Genomic DNA, 24168 nt, shown 5'->3' on the forward strand with positions numbered 1-24168 from the left:
ATGCGCTTCTCCAAGCTGCGCCTTGTCGGTTTCAAGTCCTTTGTCGAACCGATGGAGTTCGTCATTGAAGGTGGGCTGACGGGCGTTGTCGGGCCGAATGGCTGCGGTAAGTCCAACCTTGTTGAAGCGCTGCGCTGGGTGATGGGTGAAAACTCATACAAGAACATGCGCGCTTCCGGCATGGATGATGTGATCTTCTCTGGTTCCGCCACGCGGCCTGCGCGCAATACGGCGGAAGTCACCCTTTTTCTGGATAATTCCGACCGCACAGCGCCCGCTGCCTATAATGATCAGGACGAGTTGCAGGTTTCTCGCCGCATTGAACGTGAAGCCGGTTCCGTCTATCGGATCAATGGTAAGGAAGCGCGCGCCAAGGATGTGCAGCTGCTCTTCGCCGATCAATCAACCGGTGCTCGTTCGCCATCCATGGTTGGACAGGGCCGTATCGGTGAACTTATTCAGGCCAAGCCACAGGCGCGGCGTGCGTTGCTCGAAGAAGCAGCAGGTATTTCTGGCCTGCATACCCGCCGTCACGAAGCGGAATTGCGCCTTCGTGCTGCCGAAGGCAATCTTGAGCGCCTCGAAGACGTGGTGGGTGAACTTGGAAGCCAGATAGAAAGCCTGAAACGTCAGGCGCGTCAGGCCAATCGCTTTAAAGCGCTTTCTGCTGATATTCGTCGCGCCGAGGCATCGTTGCTTCACCTGCGCTGGTCGCAGGCGAAAGTGCAGGAAGGCGAAGCGCAAAGCGCACTTGCACAGGCAACGTCGGTTGTTGGCGACATGGCGCAGGCGCAAATGAATGCTGCGCGCGACCAAGCCGTTGGTGCGCATAAACTGCCGGAAATGCGCGAGGCGGAAGCCAAAGCCGCCGCCGCTTTGCAGCGCCTTTCCATCGCTCGCACGCAGCTTGATGAAGAAGACGGTCGTATTCGCGCCCGCCGCACCGAGCTTATGAAGCGTCTCGAACAGTTGACCGCTGACATTGCCCGCGAAGAGCAGATGGTGCGTGAGAACGCCGATATTCTGGCGCGTCTTGATGAGGAAGAGCAGGAACTGATTGCTTCGAATGAAGCATCTGGCGAGCGCGATGAAGAATTGCGCGCGATCTTTGAGGAAGCAGAAGTCCGACTGCAGGACAGCGAAAACGCGCTGGCTCGTGTAACTGCGGAACGGGCGGAAGCGGCTGCAGAACGCACACAGATCGAGCGGGGATTGCAGGAAACGCAAAGCCGTCGTGACCGTTTGGCAAACCAGATGGAAATGATCGAGCGTGATATCGCAGCGGTTGCCGAGCAGATCGGCGGGCTGTTTGATCCTTCTGAAAAGCGCCTTCTCGTTGAAGGAGCGACTGAAGCGCTGGCTGCTGCCGAAGAGGCTGTGGTCGCCGCCGAAGAACTCGTGATTGCTGCACGTGAACAGGAAGCGGCGAGCCGCCAGCCGTTGAACGAAGCTCGCACGGAACTCAATCGTATCGAGACCGAAGCACAAACGCTGGCGCGCATTCTCAATGCCGGTGAGACGGGCCAGTTTCCACCTGTTGTTGAGGAATTACGGGTTGAGAAGGGGTATGAAATAGCCCTTGGCGCAGCACTTGGTGAAGACCTTGATGCGGCCAGCGATGATCACGCACCTGTCTATTGGGCTTATAATCCGGCCTCGGAAACAGACCCGGCATTGCCAGCAGGAGCAACGCCACTTGATCGTCTGGTGGAAGGTCCGCAGCAATTACGCCGCAGATTGGCACAGGTGGGCGTCGTTTCGGACATTGATGGCCCGCGTCTGCAGGCATCTCTGCGTCCCGGCCAGCGACTGGTGAGCAAAGCCGGTGCTCTGTGGCGCTGGGATGGTTATACGGCGAGTGCCGATGCGCCAACGCCGGCTGCACAGCGGCTTGCGCAGAAGAACCGGCTAGCCGAACTCGAGCAGGAAGCAATTACTGCTGCCCGCCGTGTGCAGGATGTTGAGCAAGCCGTGCAGCGTCTTGAAATGGCCGTACGCGAAGCGGTTGAACATGAGCGTGTCGCGCGCGACGCCTGGCGTGCCCATCAGCGCAAGCTCGATGAAGCGCGTGAAGCACTGGCTGCTGTTGAACGTGCTGCCGGGCAACTGGCAACCAAACGTGCAGGCCTCGAAGAAGCCAAATCACGCCTTGAGGAAAGCCTTGAAGAAGCACAAATCCGTGTGGTTGAGGCCGAAGATCGACTCAACGAAATGCCGGATATGGACGCAATCGGCGAGCGTCATTCGGCTCTGACTTCAGAAGTACAATCGGATCGTGTGACGTTGGCAGAAGCGCGGGCGGCCTATGAAGGTCAGCGACGCGAAGCAGACAATCGTGCAAGACGGTTGGCGATGATCGGCATGGAACGGCGCAGCTGGGCATCGCGCGCGCAAAATGCAGAGCAACAAATCGCGGCTTTGAATGATCGCCGGGCAGAAACCGCCGATGAAGCGGAAGTTCTGGCCGAAGCTCCGGAAGAGATTGAAAGCCGTCGCCGCGCATTGCTTAATGAGCTTTCTGAAGCTGATGAGCGCCGCAAACAGGCCGCCGACGTTTTGGCCGAGGCGGAGGCGGTGCAGGCTGAACTCGACAAGGCTGCGACACTGGCGATCCAGCAACTTGCAACCAGCCGTGAGCAACGCGCACGTGCTGAAGAGCGTCTGACTGCTGCCGAGGAGCGCCGCAAAGATACGGAAGCGCGCATCGCAGAAGCACTTAACTGCGCGCCGCATGATGCCATCCGTCATACGGGTCTCAAGCCTGAAGATCGCATGCCCGATCCCGATCAGCTCGAACGCCAGCTTGAGCGGCTCAGGATTGAGCGCGAACGGTTGGGTGCAGTCAACCTGCGCGCGGAAGAGGAAAGTCAGGAACTTTCTGCTCGCCTTGAGGCGATCATCTCCGAGCGCGAAGACGTCATTGAAGCGATCAAGAAGCTGCGTCAGGCGATCCAGAGCCTCAACCGCGAAGGTCGCGAGCGCCTGTTGGCTGCTTTCGATGTGGTGAATGTGCAGTTCCAGCGCCTGTTTACGCATCTTTTTGGTGGCGGAACGGCAGAGTTGCAGCTGATTGAAAGCGATGACCCGCTTGATGCCGGGCTGGAAATCCTTGCTCGGCCTCCCGGCAAGAAGCCGCAGACCATGACTCTTCTATCGGGTGGTGAGCAGGCTCTAACCGCCATGGCGCTGATCTTTGCCGTGTTCCTGACCAACCCAGCGCCAATCTGTGTGCTGGACGAAGTGGATGCACCGCTCGACGATCATAATGTCGAGCGCTACTGCAATCTGATGGATGAAATGGCGGCTTCAACGGAAACACGTTTCGTTGTTATCACGCATAATCCGATCACCATGGCCCGTATGAACCGCCTGTTCGGCGTGACCATGGGTGAGCAGGGTGTGAGCCAGCTTGTCTCGGTTGATCTTCAAACCGCAGAGCAGTTGCGCGAAGCAAGCTAGAGCGCAGCCCGAAAAGTGTGAAACGGTTTTCGGAACATGATGCGCGTTAAAGCAAATGATCAGAGTGCCGATCTGATCCAATCAGATTGGTGCTCTAATTGCTGAGTGACAATATCACTCTTCGCTTTCGTCATCATCATCGGCTTCAATGACTTGCCAGATGAATGCATGAAGACGTTCTTCAATGCTTGCTCTGGATGCACCTGACGCTTCCATTTCACGTTTAATTTTGAAGAATTGATCTTTGTCTGATTGCGATAGATATTTAGCGGCGGTTTCAAGTGATGATAGAGATGTGGACATGGCGGTTGATACTGCTTTGTTTGGCAAGATGCGCTTAAAACAGATAGATAGAGCATTTCCAACACTTAAATCGAAACTGGAAATGCTCTCGCTTCGCGTTTTGTCTGATTAGCGAGCCTTATAGGTTACGCTGATCTTTGCGCCTGTCAGCGCGTGTTCTGCAAGTTTGCCCGGCTCCAGGTCCTTGAGACCGATTGGCAACGGCTTGTCGAAATGTATATCCATTGTGAAAAAGCCGGTAGGATTTGGCATGTCCTGAACAAAACGAGCCAGCGCTTTTCTGGAATCTGCATCGATCTGGCTGTCGGGCAGGGCGTCAATGCCTTTGCTTACTATATCGCGCAGACGCGCAATGTCGACTTCCGGGTCGCTTTCACCGGTTTCAGATGGCAATGCGGCGTAATTGGCAAGGACGGGGAGGGCAATACTCTCCCACAGTCCCTGATTATCAAGGCGCAAGCGCAGATGTGAAAGCGTTGCAGTTGGATTAACCGTAAGGCTCGCAACGGATGAATCGACGGGCAGGTTGATTTCCGCAGAAACTGAAGCCTTACCCATCTTTATGCTGCTGATTTCTGCGTTCTGAATGTGCAGATATCCGCTTTCCGGATTGAAGCGATAAGAAGCTGCGAAATCCATCGGCCATTGCTGAATTGAAGTGATGTAATCCGATACTTTGCTACCGCTTTGCAGCGTCATGCGCACGCCATCCACCGCTAAGCGCCCCCACTGCGGTGCAGCTTTGCTCAAATCAGGGGCTTCAGAAAGATAGTCCTGCAGACGATCAACTTCCAGAACGGCTCTTTCGACTGTCCACCCCATAATGCTCATGGCTTGATAAATGCCGTTCGAAACAACGCAGCCATCGGGAATATCTCTAACCGTATAATCCTTGCCGGGCTTGAGAATACTCATACCTTTGAGAAATTCTTCGCACCGGCTAAGCGGTGCGTTGTCGGGTACAGGCGCGGTCGTTTGAGCAAATGCTGACGTGGCGGCGAAGGAGAGCAGGACAGTTGGAAGGATGAAGCGCATGTCACCGAATTCTATGTTGAACTAAATAAGATACGCGGCATCATTTCCATATGGTCGCTGCTGTCAACCAGTGACAATGAAAGTTGCTACTTGTCGCTCCAGACGGCAAGCTCATTGCCCGCAGGATCAGTGAAATGAAAGCGACGCCCACCGGGAAAGGCAAAAATGGGTTTCACAATCGTTCCCCCAGCCTCGGTCACGGAAGCCAGCGTTTCTTCGATCTTTGCTGAGTAGAGCACTGGCAAAGGTTTTGAGGTGGCGTGCGGGTCAGCATCAAAGCCACCATCCAAACCTTCGGCAAATGCTGAATAGGTCGGGCCATAGTCTACGAACGACCAGCCGAAGGCACGTGCATAGAAACTTTTTGCGGTGTCGAGCGACCCATTGGCCGCAGGCATTTCAAGATAATCAAGCTTGCCAGTGATACGCATGTCTAACTCCAAATGTTCTATATTTGTTCTTATATTGAGAGAAGACTCGCTACTTTGTCAAGTGATATCCGATTTCGATTAACAGGCTGTTTTGGTTATTAAAAGCGCAGCCGTCCCATCATGATACAATCGACAAAAGCTCCGTCTCTGAAGGCATCGGATCGCAAAACGCCTTCACGTTCGAAGCCGAAGTTTTCATAAAGCCGAATGGCGTAATGATTGTCAGCAAAGACCGTCAGATCCAGCCGGTGGAGGTTAAGCCAATTGTCTGCCACATCAATGATCTGGTGCATAAGACCAGTACCGATGCCTTGGCCCTGATAGTCATCATGCACGCCGATACCAACTGTTCCTGCGTGTATTCGCCGTCCGTCCGCGCGACAAATATCGTAGCATCCAACAATTTTTCCGTCGAGAATGGCCAATATGACGGTGTGTCGTTCTTTGAGGTTTGAAAGCCATTGGCGCGTGTTTTCAACGCGTGTGAACGGCAAACGGGATGTACTCGCCCGAAACTTGGGCATATTGGTTATTGCGCATATTTCTTCCGCATCCTCTATGCGAGGTGCGCGAAACGTGAGTGAAACTGGTGCTGAAATCATGGGGGCCTCCGACGAACACGGTTCCGGAGCCTAACCGCTCAACACGCAGTCAGCCATTGCAAAAAAACAATCCCTATTTGTCTGGCTCTGCAATTAAATTTGCGCATCATGGCTAACCTGTGAGGTCTAATCGATTCTATTACGGTGCTTTGTCTTTTTTGATTGGCAGGTAACGACTTGATCGCATAAGCACGAAGATAGTTTCTGCAGGCCTGTGGAAAAAGCACAGACATTGCGGACCGTTACCTGCGCAAGGGAGGCCAGCATGGCGAAGTGGGTGTACGCATTCGGTGATGGTAAGGCAGAGGGTGCTGCGAGCGATCGCAACCTTCTGGGTGGCAAAGGAGCGAACCTGGCTGAAATGAGCAGCCTTGGTCTGCCAGTGCCGCCCGGTTTTACAATCACGACTGAAGTATGCACCTCCTATTACGACCATGAACGCTCCTATCCGGATGAACTTGACGAACAAGTTCAAAAGGCACTGGACCATGTTGCAGAGCTGACCGGTCGCGCATTCGGCGGCACGGAAAAGCCGTTGCTGGTTTCTGTGCGTTCCGGTGCGCGTGCCTCCATGCCGGGCATGATGGATACGGTTCTGAACCTTGGCCTCAATGATGAGACCGTTCAGGCTATCGCGCGCGAGGCGGGCGACGAGCGTTTTGCTTATGACAGCTATCGCCGCTTCATCCAGATGTATTCAGATGTGGTTTTGGGCGTCGATCATGGCTTCTTTGAAGAAATTCTGGAAGACAAGAAGGCCGACCTTGGTGTCGAAGTCGATACAGCGTTGAGCGCGGATGACTGGAAGGACGTCATCGGGCTCTATAAGGCTAAGGTCGAAGAAGAACTGGGTGCGCCATTTCCGCAAGATCCGCGCGAGCAGCTTTGGGGTGCGATCAGTGCAGTCTTTTCAAGCTGGATGAATGCGCGTGCCATCACCTATCGCCGTTTGCATAATATCCCGGCGCAATGGGGGACAGCGGTCAATGTTCAGGCGATGGTTTTCGGCAATATGGGCGAAACCTCTGCAACCGGCGTCGCCTTTACCCGTAATCCTTCCACCGGCGAGAAGAAGCTCTATGGCGAGTTTCTGGTCAATGCGCAGGGCGAAGACGTTGTTGCAGGCATTCGCACGCCGCAGAATATCACAGAAGAGGCGCGCATTGCCGCTGGTTCCGACAAGCCGTCGCTTGAGAAGGTAATGCCGGAAGCATTTGCTGAGTTTCTGAAAGTCGCTGATCGACTTGAGCGTCACTATCGTGACATGCAGGATCTCGAATTCACGATTGAACGGGGTAAGCTCTGGATGCTGCAAACCCGCTCAGGCAAGCGAACGGCCAAAGCAGCCCTTAAAATGGCTGTCGAAATGGCCGCCGAAGGGCTGATTACTGAAGAAGAGGCCGTGCTGCGTATTGATCCGGCAGCACTTGACCAGCTTTTGCATCCGACCATCGATCCTCGTGCAGAGCGTATTGTCATCGGGCAAGGCCTCCCAGCATCGCCAGGGGCTGCGACGGGTGAGATTGTATTCTCGTCAGAAGACGCAGAGCAGGCCAAGTCTGAAGGTCGCAATGTTATTCTCGTACGCGTCGAAACGAGCCCGGAAGACATTCACGGCATGCACGCGGCCGAAGGCATTCTGACGACACGCGGGGGCATGACCAGTCATGCGGCGGTCGTTGCGCGGGGTATGGGCAAGCCATGTGTCTCTGGCGCAGGATCGCTGCGTGTCGATTACCGCAACGGCACGATGCTGGCTGCAGGTCAGACGTTCAAAAAAGGCGATATTATCACTGTTGATGGCGGCAGCGGTCAGGTGCTGAAGGGGGCGGTCGCCATGTTGCAGCCAGAGCTTTCCGGCGACTTTGGTCAGCTGATGCAATGGGCAGATAAGACACGTCGCATGAAAGTGCGGGCCAATGCGGAAACACCTGCAGATGCCCGCACAGCACGTTCGTTCGGTGCGGAAGGTATCGGACTGTGCCGTACCGAGCATATGTTTTTCGAAGGCGAGCGCATTATCGCAATGCGCGAAATGATCCTTGCCGATAAAGAGGAGGGGCGACGCGTGGCTTTGGCCAAGCTTCTGCCGATGCAGCGCTCGGACTTTGTCGAACTGTTCGAGATCATGAAGGGGCTGCCGGTTACAATCCGCTTGCTCGATCCGCCGCTCCATGAGTTCCTGCCACGCACGGACGAAGAAGTCGCGGAAGTGGCAAGTGCTATGGGTGTCGATGCCGACAAGCTGCGCGAGCGTTCCGAGAGTCTGCACGAATTCAATCCGATGCTGGGCCATCGCGGCTGTCGTTTGGCCGTGTCTTATCCAGAGATTGCGGAAATGCAGGCGCGGGCGATCTTTGAGGCGGCAGTCGAAGCTGGTAAAAAGACGGGTGAACCAGTCGTGCCGGAAGTCATGGTGCCGCTGGTTGGCCTCAAGGCAGAGCTTGATTTCGTCAAAGCGCGCATCGATGCGGTGGCAAAAGAGGTTATCAGCGAAGCCGGCGTTCAGATTGACTATATGGTCGGCACGATGATCGAACTGCCACGTGCGGCTCTGCGGGCCGCTGAAATTGCGGAAACGGCGGAGTTCTTCTCATTTGGTACCAACGATCTCACGCAGACGACATTCGGAATTTCGCGCGATGATGCTGCTCCGTTTCTTTCGACTTATCAGAGCCGCGGTGTGATCGAGCAGGATCCGTTCGTCTCGCTTGATTTAGACGGTGTGGGCGAACTGATCCAGATCGCAGCAGAGCGTGGACGTAAAACACGCGACAAGCTCAAGCTCGGTATCTGTGGCGAGCATGGCGGTGATCCGACATCGATAGCTTTCTGCGAGAAGACCGGCCTTGATTATGTGTCCTGCTCGCCTTTCCGTGTGCCGATTGCACGTCTGGCGGCAGCCCAAGCCGCAGCACGCAATAGCGCATCCTGAAAAGTGTGAAACAGTTTTCGAATAAGATGTGCGTCAAGTGAAGACTTTAGAAGGCCCATCTGATTGAATCAGATGGGCCTTAAAATTAGTTGCCATAATTCGGCTTTGGTTCTGGCGCTGTAGACTGTAAGTCTTATTGCCAGAACTTTTATTTATCGGGGCAGGTATGTTGCGTCAGTTATTTGCGGCGGGGGCCGCGCTTATTTGTTTCAGTACTGCGGCCCGCGCATATGACGCGCTGCCGCAGCCGGAAAACAGCGAAAAAATCCGCATTGTGGAACCACAATTACGTATCGCAAAGGGTGGGGCAGCTGCGCCGCAAGTGGCGCTGACACTCGATGCCTGTATGGGGAAAACGGATCACCGTATTCTTGATATGCTGGTGCAGAACCGCATTCCGGCGACGATCTTTGTCACTGGACGCTGGCTGAAGCAGAATGCGGAAGCCTTTGCGGTGATGAAGGCCCATCCTGACCTCTTCGACATCGAGAACCACGGCAATATGCATGTGCCAGCCATAACCAATGTGCAGACCATGTATAATATCAAAACGGCAGGTTCACTTGATGCCGTTCGTTCAGAGATTGATGATGGTGCTGATGCAATTTCGAAGTCAGGTGGATCAAAACCGCAATGGTATCGTGATGCAACGGCCCGCTATTCGACCGATGCGGTTAAACTCGCGGAAAGCATGGGTTACAAAATCGGCGGTTATTCATTGAATGGCGATCAGGGTGCATCGCTGCTCGCGCCTGTCGTTGCACGGCGCATTTCGGCTGCACGCGATGGTGATGTCATCATTTCGCATATCAACCAGCCAACGCGCTCGGCAGGTGAGGGCGTGGCCAAAGGCATTCTGGCACTCCAGGCCAAGGGCATGAAGTTTGTGAAGCTAAGAGATGTTGAGACGTCCATGACGCTTAACCCGGTGCCTGCACATAATCTGCACGCGGGTGCGCCTGCGGCGCTTGCAAAGCCACCCGCAAGCAAGTGATGGTTTGAGATCTCAACCGCCGTTAGTCTTGTCTTTTGGGGACAGGCTTTTCATGACTGCTGCATAGTTGCGGCCAAGGCTTTCAAACAAAGCATTCTCGCCAGTCAGTGGAGCAACGGAAAGCGTCGTGCCGTCATTGCCTAATGTGACAAAGACAACCTGATCCTGCGGCTGGCCTGCAATGGCAATTGCGCCAATGCGCTGAGCCTCACTGGTGTCGAGTGCAGGCATGTTGAACAGAACTTCTCCGCCTACACGTTCTGCTGCCTTGGCAAGGGCGGTGTCAAATCCTTCGATCAGAACGTCGATGGCTCCGAGCGCGAATTCAAGCTCGACTGCTTCCAGCGTCATGACATCCTGTTCCGCTTCAACAGCACTGGATGTAGCTGGCGCATGGCCATTATGAAGGGTGCGATCCATGTCGTCCTCTCCGACGAATCCGAAAAAAGCCCCCATATACGCGATCATGCCCTTCGTTAGAAGTTGCTGCAATAGCTTTTATATTGATTTCACTCTATTTTTCCCGCTCACTCTTTGTAACTGGATGAATTGACAGTGCGCGCCCTGCCTTTTTCTTTTGCGGCTGAGCTGTCTCTGTTATGCATGGAAGCACTCTGAAACGCAGTTGGGACCCTGCATGAGAAAACTTCGCTATCAACGCCGACAGTCGCGCTCAGCCATTTGGGCTTTGCGATTTGGCGTATTTGCGGCCGTGCTTTTGGCACTGGGGCTTATCCTGCACAGGTTCGGCAGGCTGGAAACGCCTGACTTTGTTCTGGTTGCTGCACTCAGTGGTGCTCTTGCGATACTCGCGCTGCTATGTGCAGCAAAAGGGCTGCGTAATTTGTGGGTCAATGGCGATAAGGGCGGTGCGCGCTCTTTCTGCGGCAGTTTTCTGGCATTTGCGGTGCTGCTGCCGCTCTGTTTTGCAGGCTCTCTTTGGTATGGCTCACCACGGCTTTATGATCTGACAACTGATTTTGAGACGCCGCCGCAGTTTCCATCGACAATGCCGCCGCGCTTGCCACGTATGAACCCGCTGTTGGTTGACGTCGACGGCGATATGCTGGGGCAAATGTCGGCTTATCCGGATGTGATGGGACGCCGCTATCCGGCAGCTCCAGATCGGGTTGCGCAAGGGGTTGAGAATACCCTCAAAGCCTTTGGCTGGACGCAAATTAGTCGCGATATTCCTTTGCCGGAACAGAATGCAACGCGTTTTGCTGCGACGGCCCACAGCCCTTTTCTTGGCTTGAAGAGCGATGTGGTTATCCGTCTGCTTGATGAAGGCGAAACCACTTACGTCGATATGCGGTCCTTGTCACGTTATGGAAAGCGGGACATGGGGCTGAATGCGGCTTTCATTACCGAGTTCTTGTCCGCGCTCGAAGGTGAGGTCAATAAAGCACCAGCCGATGTTGAATGATCATCGCGGCTGATAGATACCATTTAGGGATGGGTTGCCATCAGTGATAATTTCACCGCGCCCGACCAGATCTTCCAGATGTGCCAGTACCGAAAGCGCCGCAGCGCCATGCAGACGCGGATCGGTATCGCGATAGATCGCTTTGACCATGTCCGGGATTGTGCGATCGCCTTGAATAATCCGCTCCAATATTGCGCGTTCGCGCATTTTACGATGTGCGCGCAATCCTCGCACAAACGCTGCTGGCTTGGTGACTGCACCTCCGTGGCCCGGCAGATAGATATGATCATCGCGTTCAAGCAGCTTCTCAAGCGAAGCCATGTAATCGCTCATCGAACCGTCTGGCGGCGCGACGATGGACGTCGCCCATGCCATCACGTGATCGGCAGAAAACAGGATGCCTGTGCCTTCGAGGCCGAAAGCCATGTGGTTGGCTGCATGGCCGGGCGTGTGGATGCCCCGCAGCACCCAACCGTCACCGTCTATCGTCTCCCCATCTGATAATGCCAGATCGGGTACGAAGTCGGTATCAGCGCTCGCCTCAAGCAAGTTCACTTCGCCGCTATAATAAGGACGGGCGGGGCGATGCGGACCCTCGGCAACGACAAGAGCACCGGTTTGTTCCTTCAGCCGCTTTGCAAGGGGGGAGTGGTCGCGATGGGTATGGCTTACAAAAATGTGGCTTACCGGACGCTTGGCAATTGCGGCGAGAAGAGCCTGAAAATGCGTTTCGTCCTCTGGACCCGGATCGATAACGGCGAGCGTATCGGTCCCTACGATATAGCTGTTTGTGCCATGAAATGTAAAAGCGCTCGGATTATTCGCAGTCAGGCGGAGCAGGTCTTCACGCAAGGCAACCGGTTCCCCGTATTCAGGGGAGAAGCTGCCGTCGAAATCAAGCGCCATTGAATAATCCAACTCGTTTTGGTTTGCCGGTTCATCTTCGGTTTAAAGCATTTTTAGCAAAAGTGCGAAGCGGTTTTGCGTGGAGTGATGAGCAAAAAGCAAACAATTAGAGTGGCTACAACGGTCCATTCTAAATTGGGCCGCTCTGATGCTTTGAACGGCTTAGGCCTTTTTCATAACTTTGTTGAAACTGCTTTGCGATTGACAATCTGTCGGCTGCAAAGCTTTGTAAGAGTGCGTCTCGAAACGTGTGAAATGGGTTTGTGGGGAGAAAAGCGTGAAGTTTGAAGTGCTGGAAGTTGAGCCGCTGACAAAGGCGGCTTTTGCGCCTTTTGGGGATGTCATAGAGGTGGACGGCGCTGAGCGGCGTCTCATCAATAATGGCACGACGGAACGCTTTCACGATCTTGCCCGCGTCGAGGCTACCGGTACTGATGCGCGTGTTCTGATCAATATCTTTCGCGGACAATCTTTCGCAGCTCCAGTCGACATCGTGATGATGGAGCGACACCCTTTCGGATCGCAGGCTTTCGTGCCCTTGAATGGCAGGCCGTTTCTGGTCGTAGTTGCAGAAGATGTCGAAGGCAAGCCTGCGCGACCGAAAGCGTTTCTGGCGCGAGGTGATCAGGGCGTCAACTACTGGCGTAATGTCTGGCATCATCCGCTTGTATCCCTTGAGCAGACGTCAGATTTTCTTATTGTTGACCGTGCGGGCAACGAGGATAATCTGGAGGAATATTTCCTTCCGGATGTCGCCTATCGCATCGAGGCAATCCCGGCTTTCGAAACGCAAATCTGAGGATCAAAATGGGCAAGCTATCCACACATGTTCTCGACACTGCGCACGGTAGTCCGGCGGCAGCAATGCGGATTGAGCTTTATCGGCTTGGAGCTTTGGGAAAGACGGAACTGATCAAACGTATTGTGACCAATCTCGATGGTCGCACAGATGAGCCTTTGCTGAGCGGTAATGAAATGCAGGAAGGTACTTATGAGCTGCATTTTCATGTTGCCGAATATTTTGAAGCGCGCGGCGCCGACGTTGCCAATCCTCCCTTCCTCGATCTGATACCAATCCGTTTCGCGATAGCGGATGAAGACGGTAATTACCATGTGCCACTTCTGGTCAGTCCCTGGTCTTATTCGACTTATCGCGGAAGCTGACTTATCCCCCTCTGCCTGAAAGCCGTTAAGCTCCCCGCATTACCAACGCGAGGAGCTTTTTATGGATCAAACACCAAATCTCAAACTTCCGTATATCATGCCCAGTCAGGCGCAGAAGCACGTCACGCATAATGAGGCACTGCGATTGCTTGATGCGGTCGTACATCTCAGTGTGAAGTCGCGGGTGCAGACTGGCGCGCCGATCACGCCTCTATCCGGGGAGCGGCATATTGTTGCGAGCCAAGCTACCGGACAGTGGGCGGGACGAGAAGGAATGATAGCCTTCTTCATTGATGACGGCTGGTCCTTTGTCGCAGTCGCAAAAGGCTGGCTTGCCTATGTCGAGGATGAAGGCAGATTGCTGGTGTTCAATGGCTCCGCGTGGGAAGTCACAGGTTCTGTGCCTGATAACCTGTCGCTGTCCATGCTTGGTGTGCAGGCTACAGCCGATGCAATCAACCGTTTTGCAATCTCGTCGGAAGCAAGCCTCTTTAACAATGCGGGCGCCGGTCATCAGATCAAAGTCAACAAACAGGCGGCCACAAATACGGCAAGTCTTTTATTCCAGTCAGGCTGGACCGGGCATGCGGAGATGGGGCTCAATGGCGACAATAATTTCAGCGTCAAGGTTGGTGATGATGTCGGCAATTGGCGTGAAGCCGTCAAGGTTGACCGTGCAACTGGAAATGTTGCCGTAGGCTCAATATGGCCGGAAACTCGTCTGCATGTCGACGGGCCGATACGCCCTGCATCTTTTGCGATAGCAAATTTGCCATCGGCAGCAGCCCATGGTGCAGGGGCGATGGTTTTCGTCAGCGATGCAAGCACCGGCCCACAAATGGCCTATTCAAACGGTTCTGGCTGGCTCAGCATGCGAACCGGCGCGGCAATTGCCTGATAGCTATCGATTGGACGCATCGGTTTTGCTGCGCCCTCTAAGCACAATTTTCTCGATGTGGTTTTAGAGAATGCCGGCCTTCTTGGCCTGCATGGACAGACGCTCATGAATAGTCAGAGTTTCACCGGCTCTCTGCAGCGGTGTTGTATCTTGAGCTTCACGCGCCTCCTTGGGCGTAAGTCCGAAACGGGCCTTAAAGGCTTTGGTCAGCTGTGTACTATCGTGAAATCCGCAGCGATAGGCAACTTCCTTCAAGGAAATCGTCTTACCGTTTTTGTCGATGAGAATCCGGTAGGCAAGATCCGATCGTTTGTCGCGAATAACCTTAGCGACGCCTTCATCTGGCTCAAAGGCGCGATAAAGATGCGAACGTGACATGCGGAAATGCTGTTGTATCGAATGGGGCCCCAGAAGCGGATTGGTGATGTTCTTGTCGATATAGGCGAGGATACGGTTGCGTATCGGCAGGTTGATCGGGACACTTTCGACCGAACCTTTGTCTGCGCTTTTGATGCATGAAGCAAGTAGCACCAACATGGCATCCTTGGCTGCAATTAGTTCCGTCGCTGAAAGTTCCTGAACAACATCATTCAAGCCACGCAGATATTCGAACAGGAGTTGGGTCGTTGGAGCTTCGGCCCTGAGAACCATGCCATGCAGGTTGCGCCAGCCAACAAGTTTCTCAAGCTCCTGACGCGGCATGATGATGGTCAAACGCGCGCCCGCTTCGGCTTGACTTGTTATGACTTGCGCCATGTCGAGAATGAACATGTCACCGGGCTTCGCGGATACAGCAACGCCATTGAAGTCACCGCTCAGAGTGCCAGCGAGCATGGCCTGAAGAACATAATGATCAAGACCGTTTTGAGCGATGATATTCGTTGTACGTTCATAATGCTGACTGTTGAATGTTGTAGAGCCAACCAGCATGTTGCCGAAGGGGTAAGAACGTAATGTGCCGATAAAGCCTTTTTCATTTTCATCGTCGAGCGATGAAACTTCGTAAAACAGCTTTACAGCGTCACGCCAGAAATCGTCTCGAATTTCAGGATCGACCATATCTGTCGATAAAAACAGCTCTTTTGTCATTCGTACCCCGTCGCGGGAGGCTATTGTTATGTTCCCGGCGCAGCTTATTCGATAATAGCAATCAATTAGTCGTTAAGATTCAATATAATAAGATATATAGTGATCAATTTTTTGACAATTCGGAGTTTATCTACCGATATTGTGGCGTAAATATAATGCGGCATGATAAATACAGAAGGCCGGATAATATTAGTTGCAACTAATATTATCTGGCCTTTGAAGTTTTGGCTAAGCAAAGATTTAGTAAGGGCTGTCGACCTTGCCCATTTCTACATAGACGGTCTTGATCTGGCTATAATGCGTCAGAGCTGCGATGCCGTTTTCACGCCCTATGCCAGACTGCTTATAGCCGCCAAATGGCACTTCCACAGGTGTCAGATTATAGGCGTTGATCCAGCAGGTTCCTGCCTTGATCTGTCCGATCACGCGATGCCCACGTGCAATGTCGGCTGTAAAGACGCCAGCCGCCAGGCCAAACTCGGTATCGTTGGCACGTGCAACGACCTCTGCTTCATCAGAAAACTCCAGAACGCTCATGACAGGTCCAAAGATTTCTTCCCGGGCGATCGTCATATTGTCGGTCACGTCTGTGAAGATGGTCGGCTCAATGAAACAGCCTTTGTCGAATCCCTGCAGTTTTGGAATGCCACCGCCATAGGCAAGGGTTGCGCCTTCGGCTTTGCCTTTTTCGATATAGGACAGAACCTTGTCGCGCTGTGCGCCATTGATAAGCGGCCCCATCTGGGTCGCTTCATCCAGCGGATCACCAATGCGGATTTTGCGTGTACGCTCGACAAGACGTTCGACAAATCGTTCATGCACATTCGTATGGACGAACACACGGGTGCCGTTGGAGCAGACCTGACCGGTTGAATAGAAATTGCCGAGCATCGCTCCGCCAATAGCGCTTTCAATATCTGCGTCGTCAAAAACGATAATTGGAGACTTGCCACCAAGCTCCATCGTGACGTGCTTCAGATGTTCGCCAGCCTGCGACATGATCCGCTTGCCAGTCGGGACGGATCCCGTCAGCGAAACTTTTGCGGTCAGTCGATGATTGACGAGTGCTGCCCCCACATCACCAAAACCCTGAACAACGTTGAACAGACCATCGGGAAGACCTGCTTCCTTATAGGCTTCAGCGAGCGCGAGCGCGGAGAGTGGTGTGTTTTCTGATGGCTTGAAGATAAAGGCATTGCCCATGGCGAGCGCTGGGGCCGATTTCCATGCAGCGATCTGAATAGGATAATTCCATGCACCAATGCCGACGCAGATGCCGAGCGCTTCGCGGCGCGTATAGGCAAACGATCCGCCAAGTTCTACGAACTCACCATTGAAACCGGAGATGATGCCGCCGAAAAATTCAAGCGCATCGGCAGCAGAAGCCGCATCCGCAACCAGTGTTTCCTGAAGTGCTTTCCCGGTGTCGAGTGTCTCGAGCTTCGATAGTTTCTTGTTTTTCTCGCGTAAGATTTCAGCAGTGCGACGCAGAATGCGGCCGCGTTCGACCGGCTTGAGTGCTGCCCATTCGCCCTGCGCTTTGAGTGCTGCTGCATAGGCAGTTTCAATCACATCAGGCGTTGCCGAATAAAGCTTGGCGATTTCTTCGCCTGTTGCCGGATAGAAAACGGGAAGTGGTTTTCCTGTTTTGTCTTCTACGAATGCGCCGCCGATGAAATGCGAGGCTTTGGGTTGTACTTTCATTTTATTCTCCTCGGGTTTCATCAACGATCGGAAACTTGCCAGCGTGGGTTAATCCACGGTTCCTGATTGGAGCGCGCCAGGGGCGTGCGTCCCAGAATGTGGTCGGAAGCCTTTTCGCCGGTCATAATAGACGGCCCATTGAGATTGCCGTTTGTTATGCGCGGGAAAATAGACGAATCTGCAACACGCAGACCCTCAATTCCGATAACACGGCACTCAGGATCAACCACTGCCATCGGATCGTCAACTGAACCCATCTTACAGGTTCCGCAAGGATGGAATGCACTTTCCACATGTTCGCGGAGGAAGTTGTCGATTTCATCATCCGATTGCACATTCGCGCCGGGCTGAATTTCTGCACCACTAAAGGGCGCGAATGCATCCTGGCCGAATATTTCTCGTGTTAGTCGCACGCAATGGCGGAAATCCGCCCAGTCATCCTCGTGCGACATATAGTTGAACTGAATCCGCGGCTTTTCGCGTGGATTGGCTGAGCGCAGCGTAACACTGCCGCGAGATTTGGACCGCATCGGCCCGACATGTGCCTGAAATCCGTGTGATTGCGCTGCCGCCTTACCATCGTAACGAATGGCGACGGGCAGGAAGTGATACTGAATGTCGGGATATTCTATCCCTGCCTTTGAGCGGACAAAGGCGGCAGATTCAAAATGGTTGGTGGCACCATCTCCAGATTTGAAAAACAGCCATTGCGCGCCGATCATCGCCTTTGAGAACAGGTTCAGCTTGGAGTAGAGCGTGATAGGTTGCGTGCATTCCTGCTGGATATAGACTTCCAGATGATCTTGCAGATTCTGGCCGACGCCGGGACGGTCTGCAACCACATCGATACCATGTTCTTTCAGCTGTGTCGCAGGGCCAATGCCCGACAACATCAGAAGCTTTGGAGAGTTAATCGACGAGGCTGCGATGATGACTTCGCGTCGTGCACGAATGGTTGAGAAGGTGCGGCCTGCTTCAATTTCGACGCCTACGGCGCGTTTGCCCTCAAGCACGATCTTCCGTGCAAGGCCTTTGACAAGCTTGACATTCGGACGTTTTAAAGCCGGTTTCAGATAGGCATTGGCAGCGGACCAGCGACGTCCATTATGGATCGTCTGCTCCATCGGGCCGAAGCCTTCCTGCTTTTGACCATTATAGTCTTCTGTCACTTCAAAGCCCGCCTGATGACCTGCATCTACGAAGGCTTTGAACAGCGGATTGTCGCGTCGGCCACGCTGAATATGCAACGGACCATCCGTTCCGCGCCAGCCGTCCTGTCCGCCATGCGAGTTTTCCATTCGCTTGAAATAGGGCAGCACATCGGCATAGGACCAGCCGCGCGCGCCACTCTCCGACCAGTGATCGTAATCGCGGGCATGGCCACGCACATAGACCATGCCGTTGATCGAAGAAGAGCCGCCAACCACTTTGCCACGCGGCGTGACCAGGCTGCGTCCACCAATATGCGGCTCGGGCTCGGTCGAAAATCCCCAATCATAAGTTTCCATATTCATGGGGAAGGAGAGAGCGGCAGGCATCTGGATCAGCGGTCCGATGTCCGGTCCGCCAAATTCGATCACGATAACCGAATGTCTGCCGTCTTCGGAGAGGCGATAGGCCATAGCTGAACCCGCAGAACCGGAGCCGATAATAACGAAGTCCGCTTCCATGCTCATTTCTCCACCGAAAGCTGAACGGCAATGTAATCTTCTACAAGAGCGATCGCCGATGTTGCATTTGGCGCGTCGGCACCCAGCGCATGGCGGATGTAAAGCCCGTCAATCAGCGCACCCGCACCTTCGGCAATGCGATTTGCATGGTCGCGGCTGGTCAGTTGTTGAAGTGCAAAGACGAAATTTGAATGCAGGCGGCGTGCATAAATGCGTAAAAGCCGTTTGGTGTCTTCTGATTGCTGCGCATGGACGTAGAAGGTGAGCCAGGCGGCAATCGTTTCCTGTGCGAACTGTGAAGCAGAAAAGTTCACCGCAATAATCGCTGCGATACGTTCTCGCGGCGTTTCAGTGAACTTCATTGCTGCGTTCAGGTCGCTCCCAAGTTCGCGAAGCAGATGGCGCATGGTAGCGAGAATGAGCTTGTCCTTGCCGCCAAAATAATGATGCGCGAGCGCGGGTGAGACGCCTGCTTCATGGGCAATCTGTGCAACAGTTACATCCAGCGAACCGCGTTGGCCGATTGTGCGGATGGCGGCGTCGATCAGTTCGCGCCGCCGTAAAGGTTCCATCCCGATCTTGGGCATAATGGTTGTCCTGGTTTAAGGCTATTCCGGCATATTTTATCTTTGATTGACTGATCAATCAATAAAAACTCGAAGGAATGAGGTCGTGTATTTTGGGACGATGGAAATATTAGTGAGATAAGGCCGTGGGCTTGCACGTATCGGCTGCTCTGCATACATTCGAAGGATGAGCAGAGCTTTTACCAAGGAACAGGATGACGCTCCGACAGATCTCGGTGAGCGCCCCATAAGCCAGCATCGAAATCTCGTCACGCCAGATGGCATGAAGCTGATTGAGGATGAACTCGTGCGGTTGCAACGCGAATTGGCTGAAGCGAATGTCGCGGGCGAGCGCTCGGCAATTGCGCGCCTTTCGCGCGATTTGCGCTATTGGACCGCGCGACGCGAGACAGCGGAGCTGTCTGTGCCGGAGCCCGATAGCGATGTTGTGCGTTTTGGTATGACGGTCGATCTTGAAGATCTCGATGGAACAGCCCGCACATGGACTATTGTTGGCGAGGATGAGGCTGATCCGGCCAAGGGTAAGATATCCCACATGGCCCCGGTCGCCATTATGCTTTTCGGTAAGCCGGTCGGTGATGTCGTAACAATCAATGGTAAAGAGTGGGAGATAGTGGCTGTGAAGGTGATCTAACTTTCATCAAGAACTACAGTATGATCGCGGAAAAATGCGGAAGCGCCATGCTCATCGATTTCACTCGTTGATACCATCAGAACGAGCTGAATAATGTCTTCTTGCTCTGTTTCGAGACTGTAGCCATTGAAATACAAGAACAAGTCCGCTGTGGCTAGTCCTGTGCGCTTGTTACCATCTATGAAAGGATGGTTTTTCAAGATACCGAACAAATAGGCCGCCACGAGATCGAAGAGATCAGGTTCACCATAGGCCTGCTTTTGCAAGGGGTGAGCGAGAGCGGAATCCAGTAAGCCTGAATCCCGGATTCCCGGTGCGCCTCCATGCAGACGCAGTTGCTCATCGTGTAGAGCTTCAACAAATGCGCGAGAATGGAAATCAATCATTTCGCAAGAACGCGATAAGCCGTTTCGTATTTTTTCATCCGCTCGCGTGCGATCTGCATTTTCTTTTCGAAAACTTCGGGAGCGTCTTCGCTACGGGTTAGTCTCAGACCATTTGCGTCAGTTGTGAGAACAAGTGTATCTCCGGTGTGCAGATTAAGCCGCTCCAGCACTTCCTTGGGCAGGATGACACCTTCTGAATTGCCGATCTTGCGCAGGGTAACATTCATGGCTTCTCTCCAGTGTTATAACTTATGATATAACATTGGAGTTGCACTGTCTACGATGTCTACAGCCAGCCCTTTCTGCGGAAGTAGAAAAGCGGAAGCAGGGCTGAGGCGACCATCAGACCAAGCGCCATCGGATATCCCCAGGGTGAGTTCAATTCCGGCATGAAAGAGAAGTTCATGCCGTAGATGGACGCAACCAGTGTCGGTGGCATGAAGCCCACTGCCGCAACCGAGAAAATCTTGATGATAGCGTTTTGCTCGACCGAGATGAGGCCTACGATTGTATCGAGCAGGAATGTGACTTTATTGGACAGAAAGTCCACGTAAGCAACGAGTGATTGTGCGTCGCGTTCCAGCGACTTGATCCATGATCGGGTGTCTTTTTTGGTGGCGACGGGACTGTTGATCGCCGAAAGATAAACCAGCATGCGGCTGACGCCAGCAAGGCTTTCACGCATTCGGGATAAGAATGTTCCCTGCCCACCGATCTGCGTGAGGATATGCCGGAAATCCTCGGTCGTCATCGGTCGGGCCTTTGGTTGACGGCGATAGATGGAATGCGAGGCCGCGTCGATCTTACCAGCTACGCCTTCCAGAATATCCGCAAGCCTGTTGGTGGTGGCCTCGATAATTCCCAGCATGATGGAAAGGCCAGAGCATTTGGCAGGGATCAATCCGTTGCCGGGCTTTATGGCGCGCGCAATATAGATGCTGACGGATTTGGGATTGGCGTAACGCACAGTGACGAGCCGCGACCCATGCAGGATGAAGGTGACCGGTGCCAGTTCGCGGTGATCGAGATCAACTGCATGCAGGATCGGAACGGTCAGATACTGCGCACCGCTTTCCATGTAGAAGCGGCTTGATTCTTCAATCTCTGTCATATCTTCGCGTGTAGGAATGGAAATGCCGGTCCACGCCTCAACGATGTGATCTTCATTGACGCCCGGTGCGAGCAGGTCGATCCATATTACATTGTCGGGCAATGGGTTGCCCGGTTCTACCTCGACGCTTTCGAGATGATCTCCGTTAAGGCAGTAAAGCGTAATCATGCGGCACCCGGTCCAATAGTCTCAATTTTAGCCTGCCACATTGCGCGAAAATTGTTAACGGAATGCGGCAGACACGGTTAAAGCAGATTAAGCGCCGCGTGTAATCCACATTGACATGCGAGATTATGACAGATAATTCATCAAGTCATCCGATGACTTTGGTGATCTATGGAAACGCTATCGAGAAAAAGCTTGGCAGATGCAGCCGAGCAGTCCATTCGGGCTGAAATTACAGCGGGCAATTGGCGCGTGGGCGAACAACTGCCTAATGAAGCAAGTCTCTCTGCCAGATTGGGGGTCAGCCGCGGAACCGTGCGTGAAGCTGTGCGCGCGCTTGTCGCTCAAGGCATGTTAGAAACGAGGCAGGGTTCGGGAACCTATGTCTTATCAGCGGCCGATACGACCCGCAGCCTTGACCGGATTCGCCATACCAGCTTGCGCGATCGTTTTGAAACGCGGGCTGCCCTTGAAGTTGAAGCGGCGCGGCTTGCGGCGCAGCGGTCAACGCCGGAAACGATCCGTCATCTTGAATTGAAGCTTGAGCAGCGCAGCAAACGTGCAGACGACAACAGAACCGATTTTGTATCGCGGGATTTTGCGTTTCACGAAGCCGTTGTTGCTGCATCGGGCAATAGCGCGCTGATTGCGGTCTATGCGTTCTTTTCCCAGTCCATTCGGGAATCGATAGAAGCAACACTCGACGGAGAGTTGCCGGAACCAGATCACGAAGAACATCGTGCCATTGTTGAAGCCATAGCGAGCGGCAATCCCGATCTTGCGGGCGCTGCGGTGCGGCGATTTATGGCGCCATTGATTGAAGAACTTGAAAGGCTGTTGGCATCATGAGCCACACAAATGAGATTTCGTCGCGTTCTGTGACGGAAGAAGAACTGGCGCAACATGCAGAGCCATTTGTCGATGCGGAAGCCGATAGTGTGCCGCAGCCTGCCGCACAGCGTATGCCAAGTCCGGCTTTGCGTGTGTTGCTGGGCTTAAGCCTCGTGCTGATTGCTGCTAATCTGCGCCCCGTCTTTTCAAGTGTTTCGGTGCTTCTGCCAGAAATTATCGAAGCAACGGGTATGTCGGCAACTGGGGCGGGTATTTTGACGACACTGCCAGTTGTGTGTCTGGGTGTATTTGCACCTTTTGCACCCCGTCTCGCACAGCGGTTCGGTGCTGAGCGCGTATTGCTTTTTGTGCTCGTGGTTTTGACCATCGGCACGGCAATCCGCGGCATCGGCAATTCGGCCTCCCTCTATATTGGCGCAATATTGGCTGGCGCTGCTATTGCAACCGGCAATGTTTTGCTGCCCGGCGTTGTGAAGCGTGATTTTCCTAAAACAGCTGCGATCATGACCGGCTTTTATACGATGGCGCTGTGCGGAGGCGCTGCCGCCGCAGCAGGTTTCACGATTCCGATTGAACACATGTTGGGTGGTTCGTGGAACCTGGCACTTGCGTTCTGGGCTATCCCGGCAGCTCTCGTACTCGCACTCTGGTTACCGCAGGCGCTGCGCGCAAAGCACAATGTTGCGCATTCCGGATTTAAGGTCATCGGGCTCTGGAAAGATAAGCTTGCCTGGCAGGTTACGCTCTTTATGGGGCTGCAATCCTCCATGGCATACGTGGTTTTCGGCTGGCTTGCTCCGATCTTACGCGAGCAGGGCTTGAGTGCAACCGCGGCTGGGGGCTTGGTTTCGTTCTCAATCATGGTGCAGGTCGTGACTTGTCTTGCTATCCCGTCGATTGCCATTCGACAGAAAAGCCAGAGCTTACTCAACGCTGTGCTTTGCCTTTGCGCTGCCTTACCGTTGATCGGCTTTCTCTATCTGCCACAATGGAGCTTCTGGATACTGGCAGCCATTCAAGGAATTGGGCAGGGCGGTCTGATTGCAGCTGCGATGATGGTTATCGTACTGCGCTCGCCGGATTCCCATACGGCTGCACACCTCTCGGGCATGGCGCAGTGTGTAGGCTATACGCTGGCCTCCATCGGACCGCTGGTCGTGGGAATGATTCATGGTGCAACGGGCAGTTTTGCTGCCTGCGGTGTTTTCTTTGCCCTGCTTGGCGTGGGCGCTGCCATCAATGGCTGGGGCGCTGGACGGGCGCGACATGTCGGTGTGAAAGTAGTAAAAGAAGTATAAGAAAAAGCCCCGGAAAACCGGGGCTTTTGTCTCTATAAAGCAGTCTTAGACGAACTGTCCGAGGCCGGGGATTGATCCGACCACTGCATCGACAGGTTCGTCGCCAGCCTTTTCCTTGGCAAAGCGGATGGTTTCCTTGGCAACGCCGGAGATTTCACCCATGCCGAGACCTGCACCCATCAGCTGAGTACCAAGGCCCATCACGCCACCCATAAGGCCGGAAAGCAGACCGCCACCCTTGACCTGCGAAATGGCTTCTTCGGCACCCGGGAATGCTGCAAGCAACTGCTGTACTTTGTCAGCTGGGCCTTCCTTCTGCAGAAACGCCAGAATCATGCCAACAGCCTTTTGTGCCGTTGCTGCATCGATGCCGACATTCGAGGTGATGCGCGCGATCAGTTCATCCATGAGAGTCTCCCAAATTTCTTACGTTTACGTAATATGCATTCTCGTTGGCGCTTTGCAAGCTTTCCTAATTCAAAATATTGGGAAATTCCTGCATTCCTATGACCACAAATT

The 24168-nt window shown here is 53.7% G+C and carries 24 protein-coding genes; 10 read left to right on the plus strand and 14 right to left on the minus strand.

Features of this window, described 5'->3' with window-relative positions:
• On the plus strand, positions 1-3459 hold the full coding sequence (gene smc, locus ACSME1_RS09895; protein ID WP_024897223.1) for a chromosome segregation protein SMC: 3459 nt from the start codon (positions 1-3) through the stop codon (positions 3457-3459).
• 114 nt (positions 3460-3573) lie between these two features.
• On the opposite strand, the gene ACSME1_RS09900 is transcribed toward smc, so the two are convergent.
• The 4 genes from ACSME1_RS09900 to ACSME1_RS09915 form a co-directional block, all read right to left on the minus strand.
• A complete protein-coding gene (locus tag ACSME1_RS09900) occupies positions 3574-3762 on the minus strand; it encodes a hypothetical protein (protein ID WP_024897224.1) in 189 nt (62 codons plus the stop codon).
• Positions 3763-3870: 108 nt separating this feature from the next.
• Positions 3871-4797: a hypothetical protein gene (locus tag ACSME1_RS09905; protein WP_105705313.1), complete on the minus strand. Its 927-nt coding sequence runs from the start codon at positions 4795-4797 to the stop codon at positions 3871-3873.
• Between the two features lie 86 nt (positions 4798-4883).
• A complete protein-coding gene (locus ACSME1_RS09910) occupies positions 4884-5228 on the minus strand; it encodes a VOC family protein (RefSeq protein ID WP_100559520.1) in 345 nt (114 codons plus the stop codon).
• A 98-nt stretch (positions 5229-5326) separates the two neighbouring features.
• Positions 5327-5830: a GNAT family N-acetyltransferase gene (locus tag ACSME1_RS09915; RefSeq protein WP_105705311.1), complete on the minus strand. Its 504-nt coding sequence runs from the start codon at positions 5828-5830 to the stop codon at positions 5327-5329.
• 265 nt (positions 5831-6095) lie between these two features.
• Between ACSME1_RS09915 and ppdK the strand changes: the two genes are divergently transcribed.
• A complete protein-coding gene (gene ppdK, locus ACSME1_RS09920; RefSeq protein WP_105705310.1) occupies positions 6096-8765 on the plus strand; it encodes a pyruvate, phosphate dikinase in 2670 nt (889 codons plus the stop codon).
• 166 nt (positions 8766-8931) lie between these two features.
• Positions 8932-9759 carry a polysaccharide deacetylase family protein gene (locus tag ACSME1_RS09925; protein WP_024897229.1) on the plus strand — a complete coding sequence of 276 codons (828 nt, stop codon included), beginning with the start codon at positions 8932-8934 and terminating at the stop codon, positions 9757-9759.
• Positions 9760-9771: 12 nt separating this feature from the next.
• On the opposite strand, the gene ACSME1_RS09930 is transcribed toward ACSME1_RS09925, so the two are convergent.
• Entirely contained in the window at positions 9772-10179 is a 408-nt protein-coding gene (locus ACSME1_RS09930; RefSeq protein WP_024897230.1) for a hypothetical protein, read from the minus strand.
• Positions 10180-10396: 217 nt separating this feature from the next.
• On the opposite strand from ACSME1_RS09930, the gene ACSME1_RS09935 reads away from it, so the two are divergent.
• Positions 10397-11185: a DUF1499 domain-containing protein gene (locus ACSME1_RS09935; RefSeq protein ID WP_100559512.1), complete on the plus strand. Its 789-nt coding sequence runs from the start codon at positions 10397-10399 to the stop codon at positions 11183-11185.
• Here ACSME1_RS09935 and ACSME1_RS09940 read toward each other — a convergent pair whose 3' ends face one another.
• The gene (locus ACSME1_RS09940) at positions 11186-12091 is read right to left on the minus strand and encodes an MBL fold metallo-hydrolase (RefSeq protein ID WP_105705308.1); all 906 of its coding nucleotides are present in this window, start codon (positions 12089-12091) and stop codon (positions 11186-11188) included.
• Between the two features lie 277 nt (positions 12092-12368).
• Between ACSME1_RS09940 and ACSME1_RS09945 the strand changes: the two genes are divergently transcribed.
• The 3 genes from ACSME1_RS09945 to ACSME1_RS09955 all read left to right on the plus strand — a co-directional run bounded on the left by ACSME1_RS09945 (position 12369) and on the right by ACSME1_RS09955 (position 14153).
• Positions 12369-12890 carry an ureidoglycolate lyase gene (locus tag ACSME1_RS09945; protein WP_024897233.1) on the plus strand — a complete coding sequence of 174 codons (522 nt, stop codon included), beginning with the start codon at positions 12369-12371 and terminating at the stop codon, positions 12888-12890.
• 8 nt (positions 12891-12898) lie between these two features.
• On the plus strand, positions 12899-13255 hold the full coding sequence (uraH, locus tag ACSME1_RS09950; RefSeq protein ID WP_024897234.1) for a hydroxyisourate hydrolase: 357 nt from the start codon (positions 12899-12901) through the stop codon (positions 13253-13255).
• A gap of 61 nt (positions 13256-13316) precedes the next feature.
• On the plus strand, positions 13317-14153 hold the full coding sequence (locus ACSME1_RS09955; RefSeq protein ID WP_105705306.1) for a DUF2793 domain-containing protein: 837 nt from the start codon (positions 13317-13319) through the stop codon (positions 14151-14153).
• A gap of 63 nt (positions 14154-14216) precedes the next feature.
• On the opposite strand, the gene ACSME1_RS09960 is transcribed toward ACSME1_RS09955, so the two are convergent.
• From ACSME1_RS09960 to betI, 4 genes are all read right to left on the minus strand, one after another.
• Entirely contained in the window at positions 14217-15242 is a 1026-nt protein-coding gene (locus ACSME1_RS09960) for a helix-turn-helix domain-containing protein (RefSeq protein ID WP_024897236.1), read from the minus strand.
• 240 nt (positions 15243-15482) lie between these two features.
• Complete coding sequence (gene betB, locus ACSME1_RS09965) at positions 15483-16946, minus strand: betaine-aldehyde dehydrogenase (RefSeq protein ID WP_105534764.1); 1464 nt, start codon at positions 16944-16946, stop codon at positions 15483-15485.
• A 20-nt stretch (positions 16947-16966) separates the two neighbouring features.
• Positions 16967-18616 carry a choline dehydrogenase gene (gene betA / locus ACSME1_RS09970; RefSeq protein ID WP_024897238.1) on the minus strand — a complete coding sequence of 550 codons (1650 nt, stop codon included), beginning with the start codon at positions 18614-18616 and terminating at the stop codon, positions 16967-16969.
• A 2-nt stretch (positions 18617-18618) separates the two neighbouring features.
• On the minus strand, positions 18619-19203 hold the full coding sequence (gene betI, locus ACSME1_RS09975) for a transcriptional regulator BetI (RefSeq protein ID WP_024897239.1): 585 nt from the start codon (positions 19201-19203) through the stop codon (positions 18619-18621).
• A 166-nt stretch (positions 19204-19369) separates the two neighbouring features.
• Between betI and ACSME1_RS09980 the strand changes: the two genes are divergently transcribed.
• A complete protein-coding gene (locus ACSME1_RS09980; RefSeq protein WP_024897240.1) occupies positions 19370-19837 on the plus strand; it encodes a GreA/GreB family elongation factor in 468 nt (155 codons plus the stop codon).
• On the opposite strand, the gene ACSME1_RS09985 is transcribed toward ACSME1_RS09980, so the two are convergent.
• Genes ACSME1_RS09985 through ACSME1_RS09995 form a run of 3 tightly spaced genes read right to left on the minus strand, consistent with a single transcriptional unit; the run spans position 19834 to position 21502 of the window.
• On the minus strand, positions 19834-20223 hold the full coding sequence (locus ACSME1_RS09985; RefSeq protein WP_024897241.1) for a type II toxin-antitoxin system death-on-curing family toxin: 390 nt from the start codon (positions 20221-20223) through the stop codon (positions 19834-19836). The genes ACSME1_RS09980 and ACSME1_RS09985 overlap by 4 nt on opposite strands.
• Entirely contained in the window at positions 20220-20450 is a 231-nt protein-coding gene (locus tag ACSME1_RS09990) for an AbrB/MazE/SpoVT family DNA-binding domain-containing protein (RefSeq protein WP_024897242.1), read from the minus strand. Before ACSME1_RS09990 ends, ACSME1_RS09985 begins: the two co-directional genes overlap by 4 nt.
• A gap of 59 nt (positions 20451-20509) precedes the next feature.
• Positions 20510-21502 (minus strand): magnesium transporter CorA family protein, encoded by a 993-nt coding sequence (locus ACSME1_RS09995; RefSeq protein WP_024897243.1) that lies wholly within the window; start codon positions 21500-21502, stop codon positions 20510-20512.
• A gap of 168 nt (positions 21503-21670) precedes the next feature.
• On the opposite strand from ACSME1_RS09995, the gene ACSME1_RS10000 reads away from it, so the two are divergent.
• Together ACSME1_RS10000 and ACSME1_RS10005 are read left to right on the plus strand one after the other, a co-directional pair.
• On the plus strand, positions 21671-22348 hold the full coding sequence (locus ACSME1_RS10000; protein WP_100559502.1) for a FadR/GntR family transcriptional regulator: 678 nt from the start codon (positions 21671-21673) through the stop codon (positions 22346-22348).
• Complete coding sequence (locus ACSME1_RS10005; protein ID WP_024897245.1) at positions 22345-23649, plus strand: CynX/NimT family MFS transporter; 1305 nt, start codon at positions 22345-22347, stop codon at positions 23647-23649. The genes ACSME1_RS10000 and ACSME1_RS10005 overlap by 4 nt, the downstream gene beginning before the upstream one ends.
• 45 nt (positions 23650-23694) lie before the next feature.
• Here the strand turns inward: ACSME1_RS10005 and ACSME1_RS10010 are convergent, their stop codons facing one another.
• Positions 23695-24057: a hypothetical protein gene (locus ACSME1_RS10010; RefSeq protein ID WP_024897246.1), complete on the minus strand. Its 363-nt coding sequence runs from the start codon at positions 24055-24057 to the stop codon at positions 23695-23697.
• Between the last annotated feature and the right edge of the window lie 111 nt (positions 24058-24168).

The organism is Brucella pituitosa (assembly GCF_965577835.1).
In the GTDB taxonomy this organism is placed as follows: Bacteria; Pseudomonadota; Alphaproteobacteria; order Rhizobiales; family Rhizobiaceae; genus Brucella; species Brucella pituitosa.

What these genes read in the sequence shown, in the direction of transcription:
- smc (WP_024897223.1), top strand. Translation starts at nt 1, where the DNA reads ATGCGCTTCTCCAAGCTGCGCCTTGTCGGTTTCAAGTCCTTTGTCGAA.
- ACSME1_RS09900 (WP_024897224.1), bottom strand. Translation starts at nt 3,762, where the DNA reads ATGTCCACATCTCTATCATCACTTGAAACCGCCGCTAAATATCTATCG.
- ACSME1_RS09905 (WP_105705313.1), bottom strand. Translation starts at nt 4,797, where the DNA reads ATGCGCTTCATCCTTCCAACTGTCCTGCTCTCCTTCGCCGCCACGTCA.
- ACSME1_RS09910 (WP_100559520.1), bottom strand. Translation starts at nt 5,228, where the DNA reads ATGCGTATCACTGGCAAGCTTGATTATCTTGAAATGCCTGCGGCCAAT.
- ACSME1_RS09915 (WP_105705311.1), bottom strand. Translation starts at nt 5,830, where the DNA reads ATGATTTCAGCACCAGTTTCACTCACGTTTCGCGCACCTCGCATAGAG.
- ppdK (WP_105705310.1), top strand. Translation starts at nt 6,096, where the DNA reads ATGGCGAAGTGGGTGTACGCATTCGGTGATGGTAAGGCAGAGGGTGCT.
- ACSME1_RS09925 (WP_024897229.1), top strand. Translation starts at nt 8,932, where the DNA reads ATGTTGCGTCAGTTATTTGCGGCGGGGGCCGCGCTTATTTGTTTCAGT.
- ACSME1_RS09930 (WP_024897230.1), bottom strand. Translation starts at nt 10,179, where the DNA reads ATGGATCGCACCCTTCATAATGGCCATGCGCCAGCTACATCCAGTGCT.
- ACSME1_RS09935 (WP_100559512.1), top strand. Translation starts at nt 10,397, where the DNA reads ATGAGAAAACTTCGCTATCAACGCCGACAGTCGCGCTCAGCCATTTGG.
- ACSME1_RS09940 (WP_105705308.1), bottom strand. Translation starts at nt 12,091, where the DNA reads ATGGCGCTTGATTTCGACGGCAGCTTCTCCCCTGAATACGGGGAACCG.
- uraH (WP_024897234.1), top strand. Translation starts at nt 12,899, where the DNA reads ATGGGCAAGCTATCCACACATGTTCTCGACACTGCGCACGGTAGTCCG.
- ACSME1_RS09955 (WP_105705306.1), top strand. Translation starts at nt 13,317, where the DNA reads ATGGATCAAACACCAAATCTCAAACTTCCGTATATCATGCCCAGTCAG.
- ACSME1_RS09960 (WP_024897236.1), bottom strand. Translation starts at nt 15,242, where the DNA reads ATGACAAAAGAGCTGTTTTTATCGACAGATATGGTCGATCCTGAAATT.
- betB (WP_105534764.1), bottom strand. Translation starts at nt 16,946, where the DNA reads ATGAAAGTACAACCCAAAGCCTCGCATTTCATCGGCGGCGCATTCGTA.
- betA (WP_024897238.1), bottom strand. Translation starts at nt 18,616, where the DNA reads ATGGAAGCGGACTTCGTTATTATCGGCTCCGGTTCTGCGGGTTCAGCT.
- betI (WP_024897239.1), bottom strand. Translation starts at nt 19,203, where the DNA reads ATGCCCAAGATCGGGATGGAACCTTTACGGCGGCGCGAACTGATCGAC.
- ACSME1_RS09980 (WP_024897240.1), top strand. Translation starts at nt 19,370, where the DNA reads ATGAGCAGAGCTTTTACCAAGGAACAGGATGACGCTCCGACAGATCTC.
- ACSME1_RS09985 (WP_024897241.1), bottom strand. Translation starts at nt 20,223, where the DNA reads ATGATTGATTTCCATTCTCGCGCATTTGTTGAAGCTCTACACGATGAG.
- ACSME1_RS09990 (WP_024897242.1), bottom strand. Translation starts at nt 20,450, where the DNA reads ATGAATGTTACCCTGCGCAAGATCGGCAATTCAGAAGGTGTCATCCTG.
- ACSME1_RS09995 (WP_024897243.1), bottom strand. Translation starts at nt 21,502, where the DNA reads ATGATTACGCTTTACTGCCTTAACGGAGATCATCTCGAAAGCGTCGAG.
- ACSME1_RS10000 (WP_100559502.1), top strand. Translation starts at nt 21,671, where the DNA reads ATGGAAACGCTATCGAGAAAAAGCTTGGCAGATGCAGCCGAGCAGTCC.
- ACSME1_RS10005 (WP_024897245.1), top strand. Translation starts at nt 22,345, where the DNA reads ATGAGCCACACAAATGAGATTTCGTCGCGTTCTGTGACGGAAGAAGAA.
- ACSME1_RS10010 (WP_024897246.1), bottom strand. Translation starts at nt 24,057, where the DNA reads ATGGATGAACTGATCGCGCGCATCACCTCGAATGTCGGCATCGATGCA.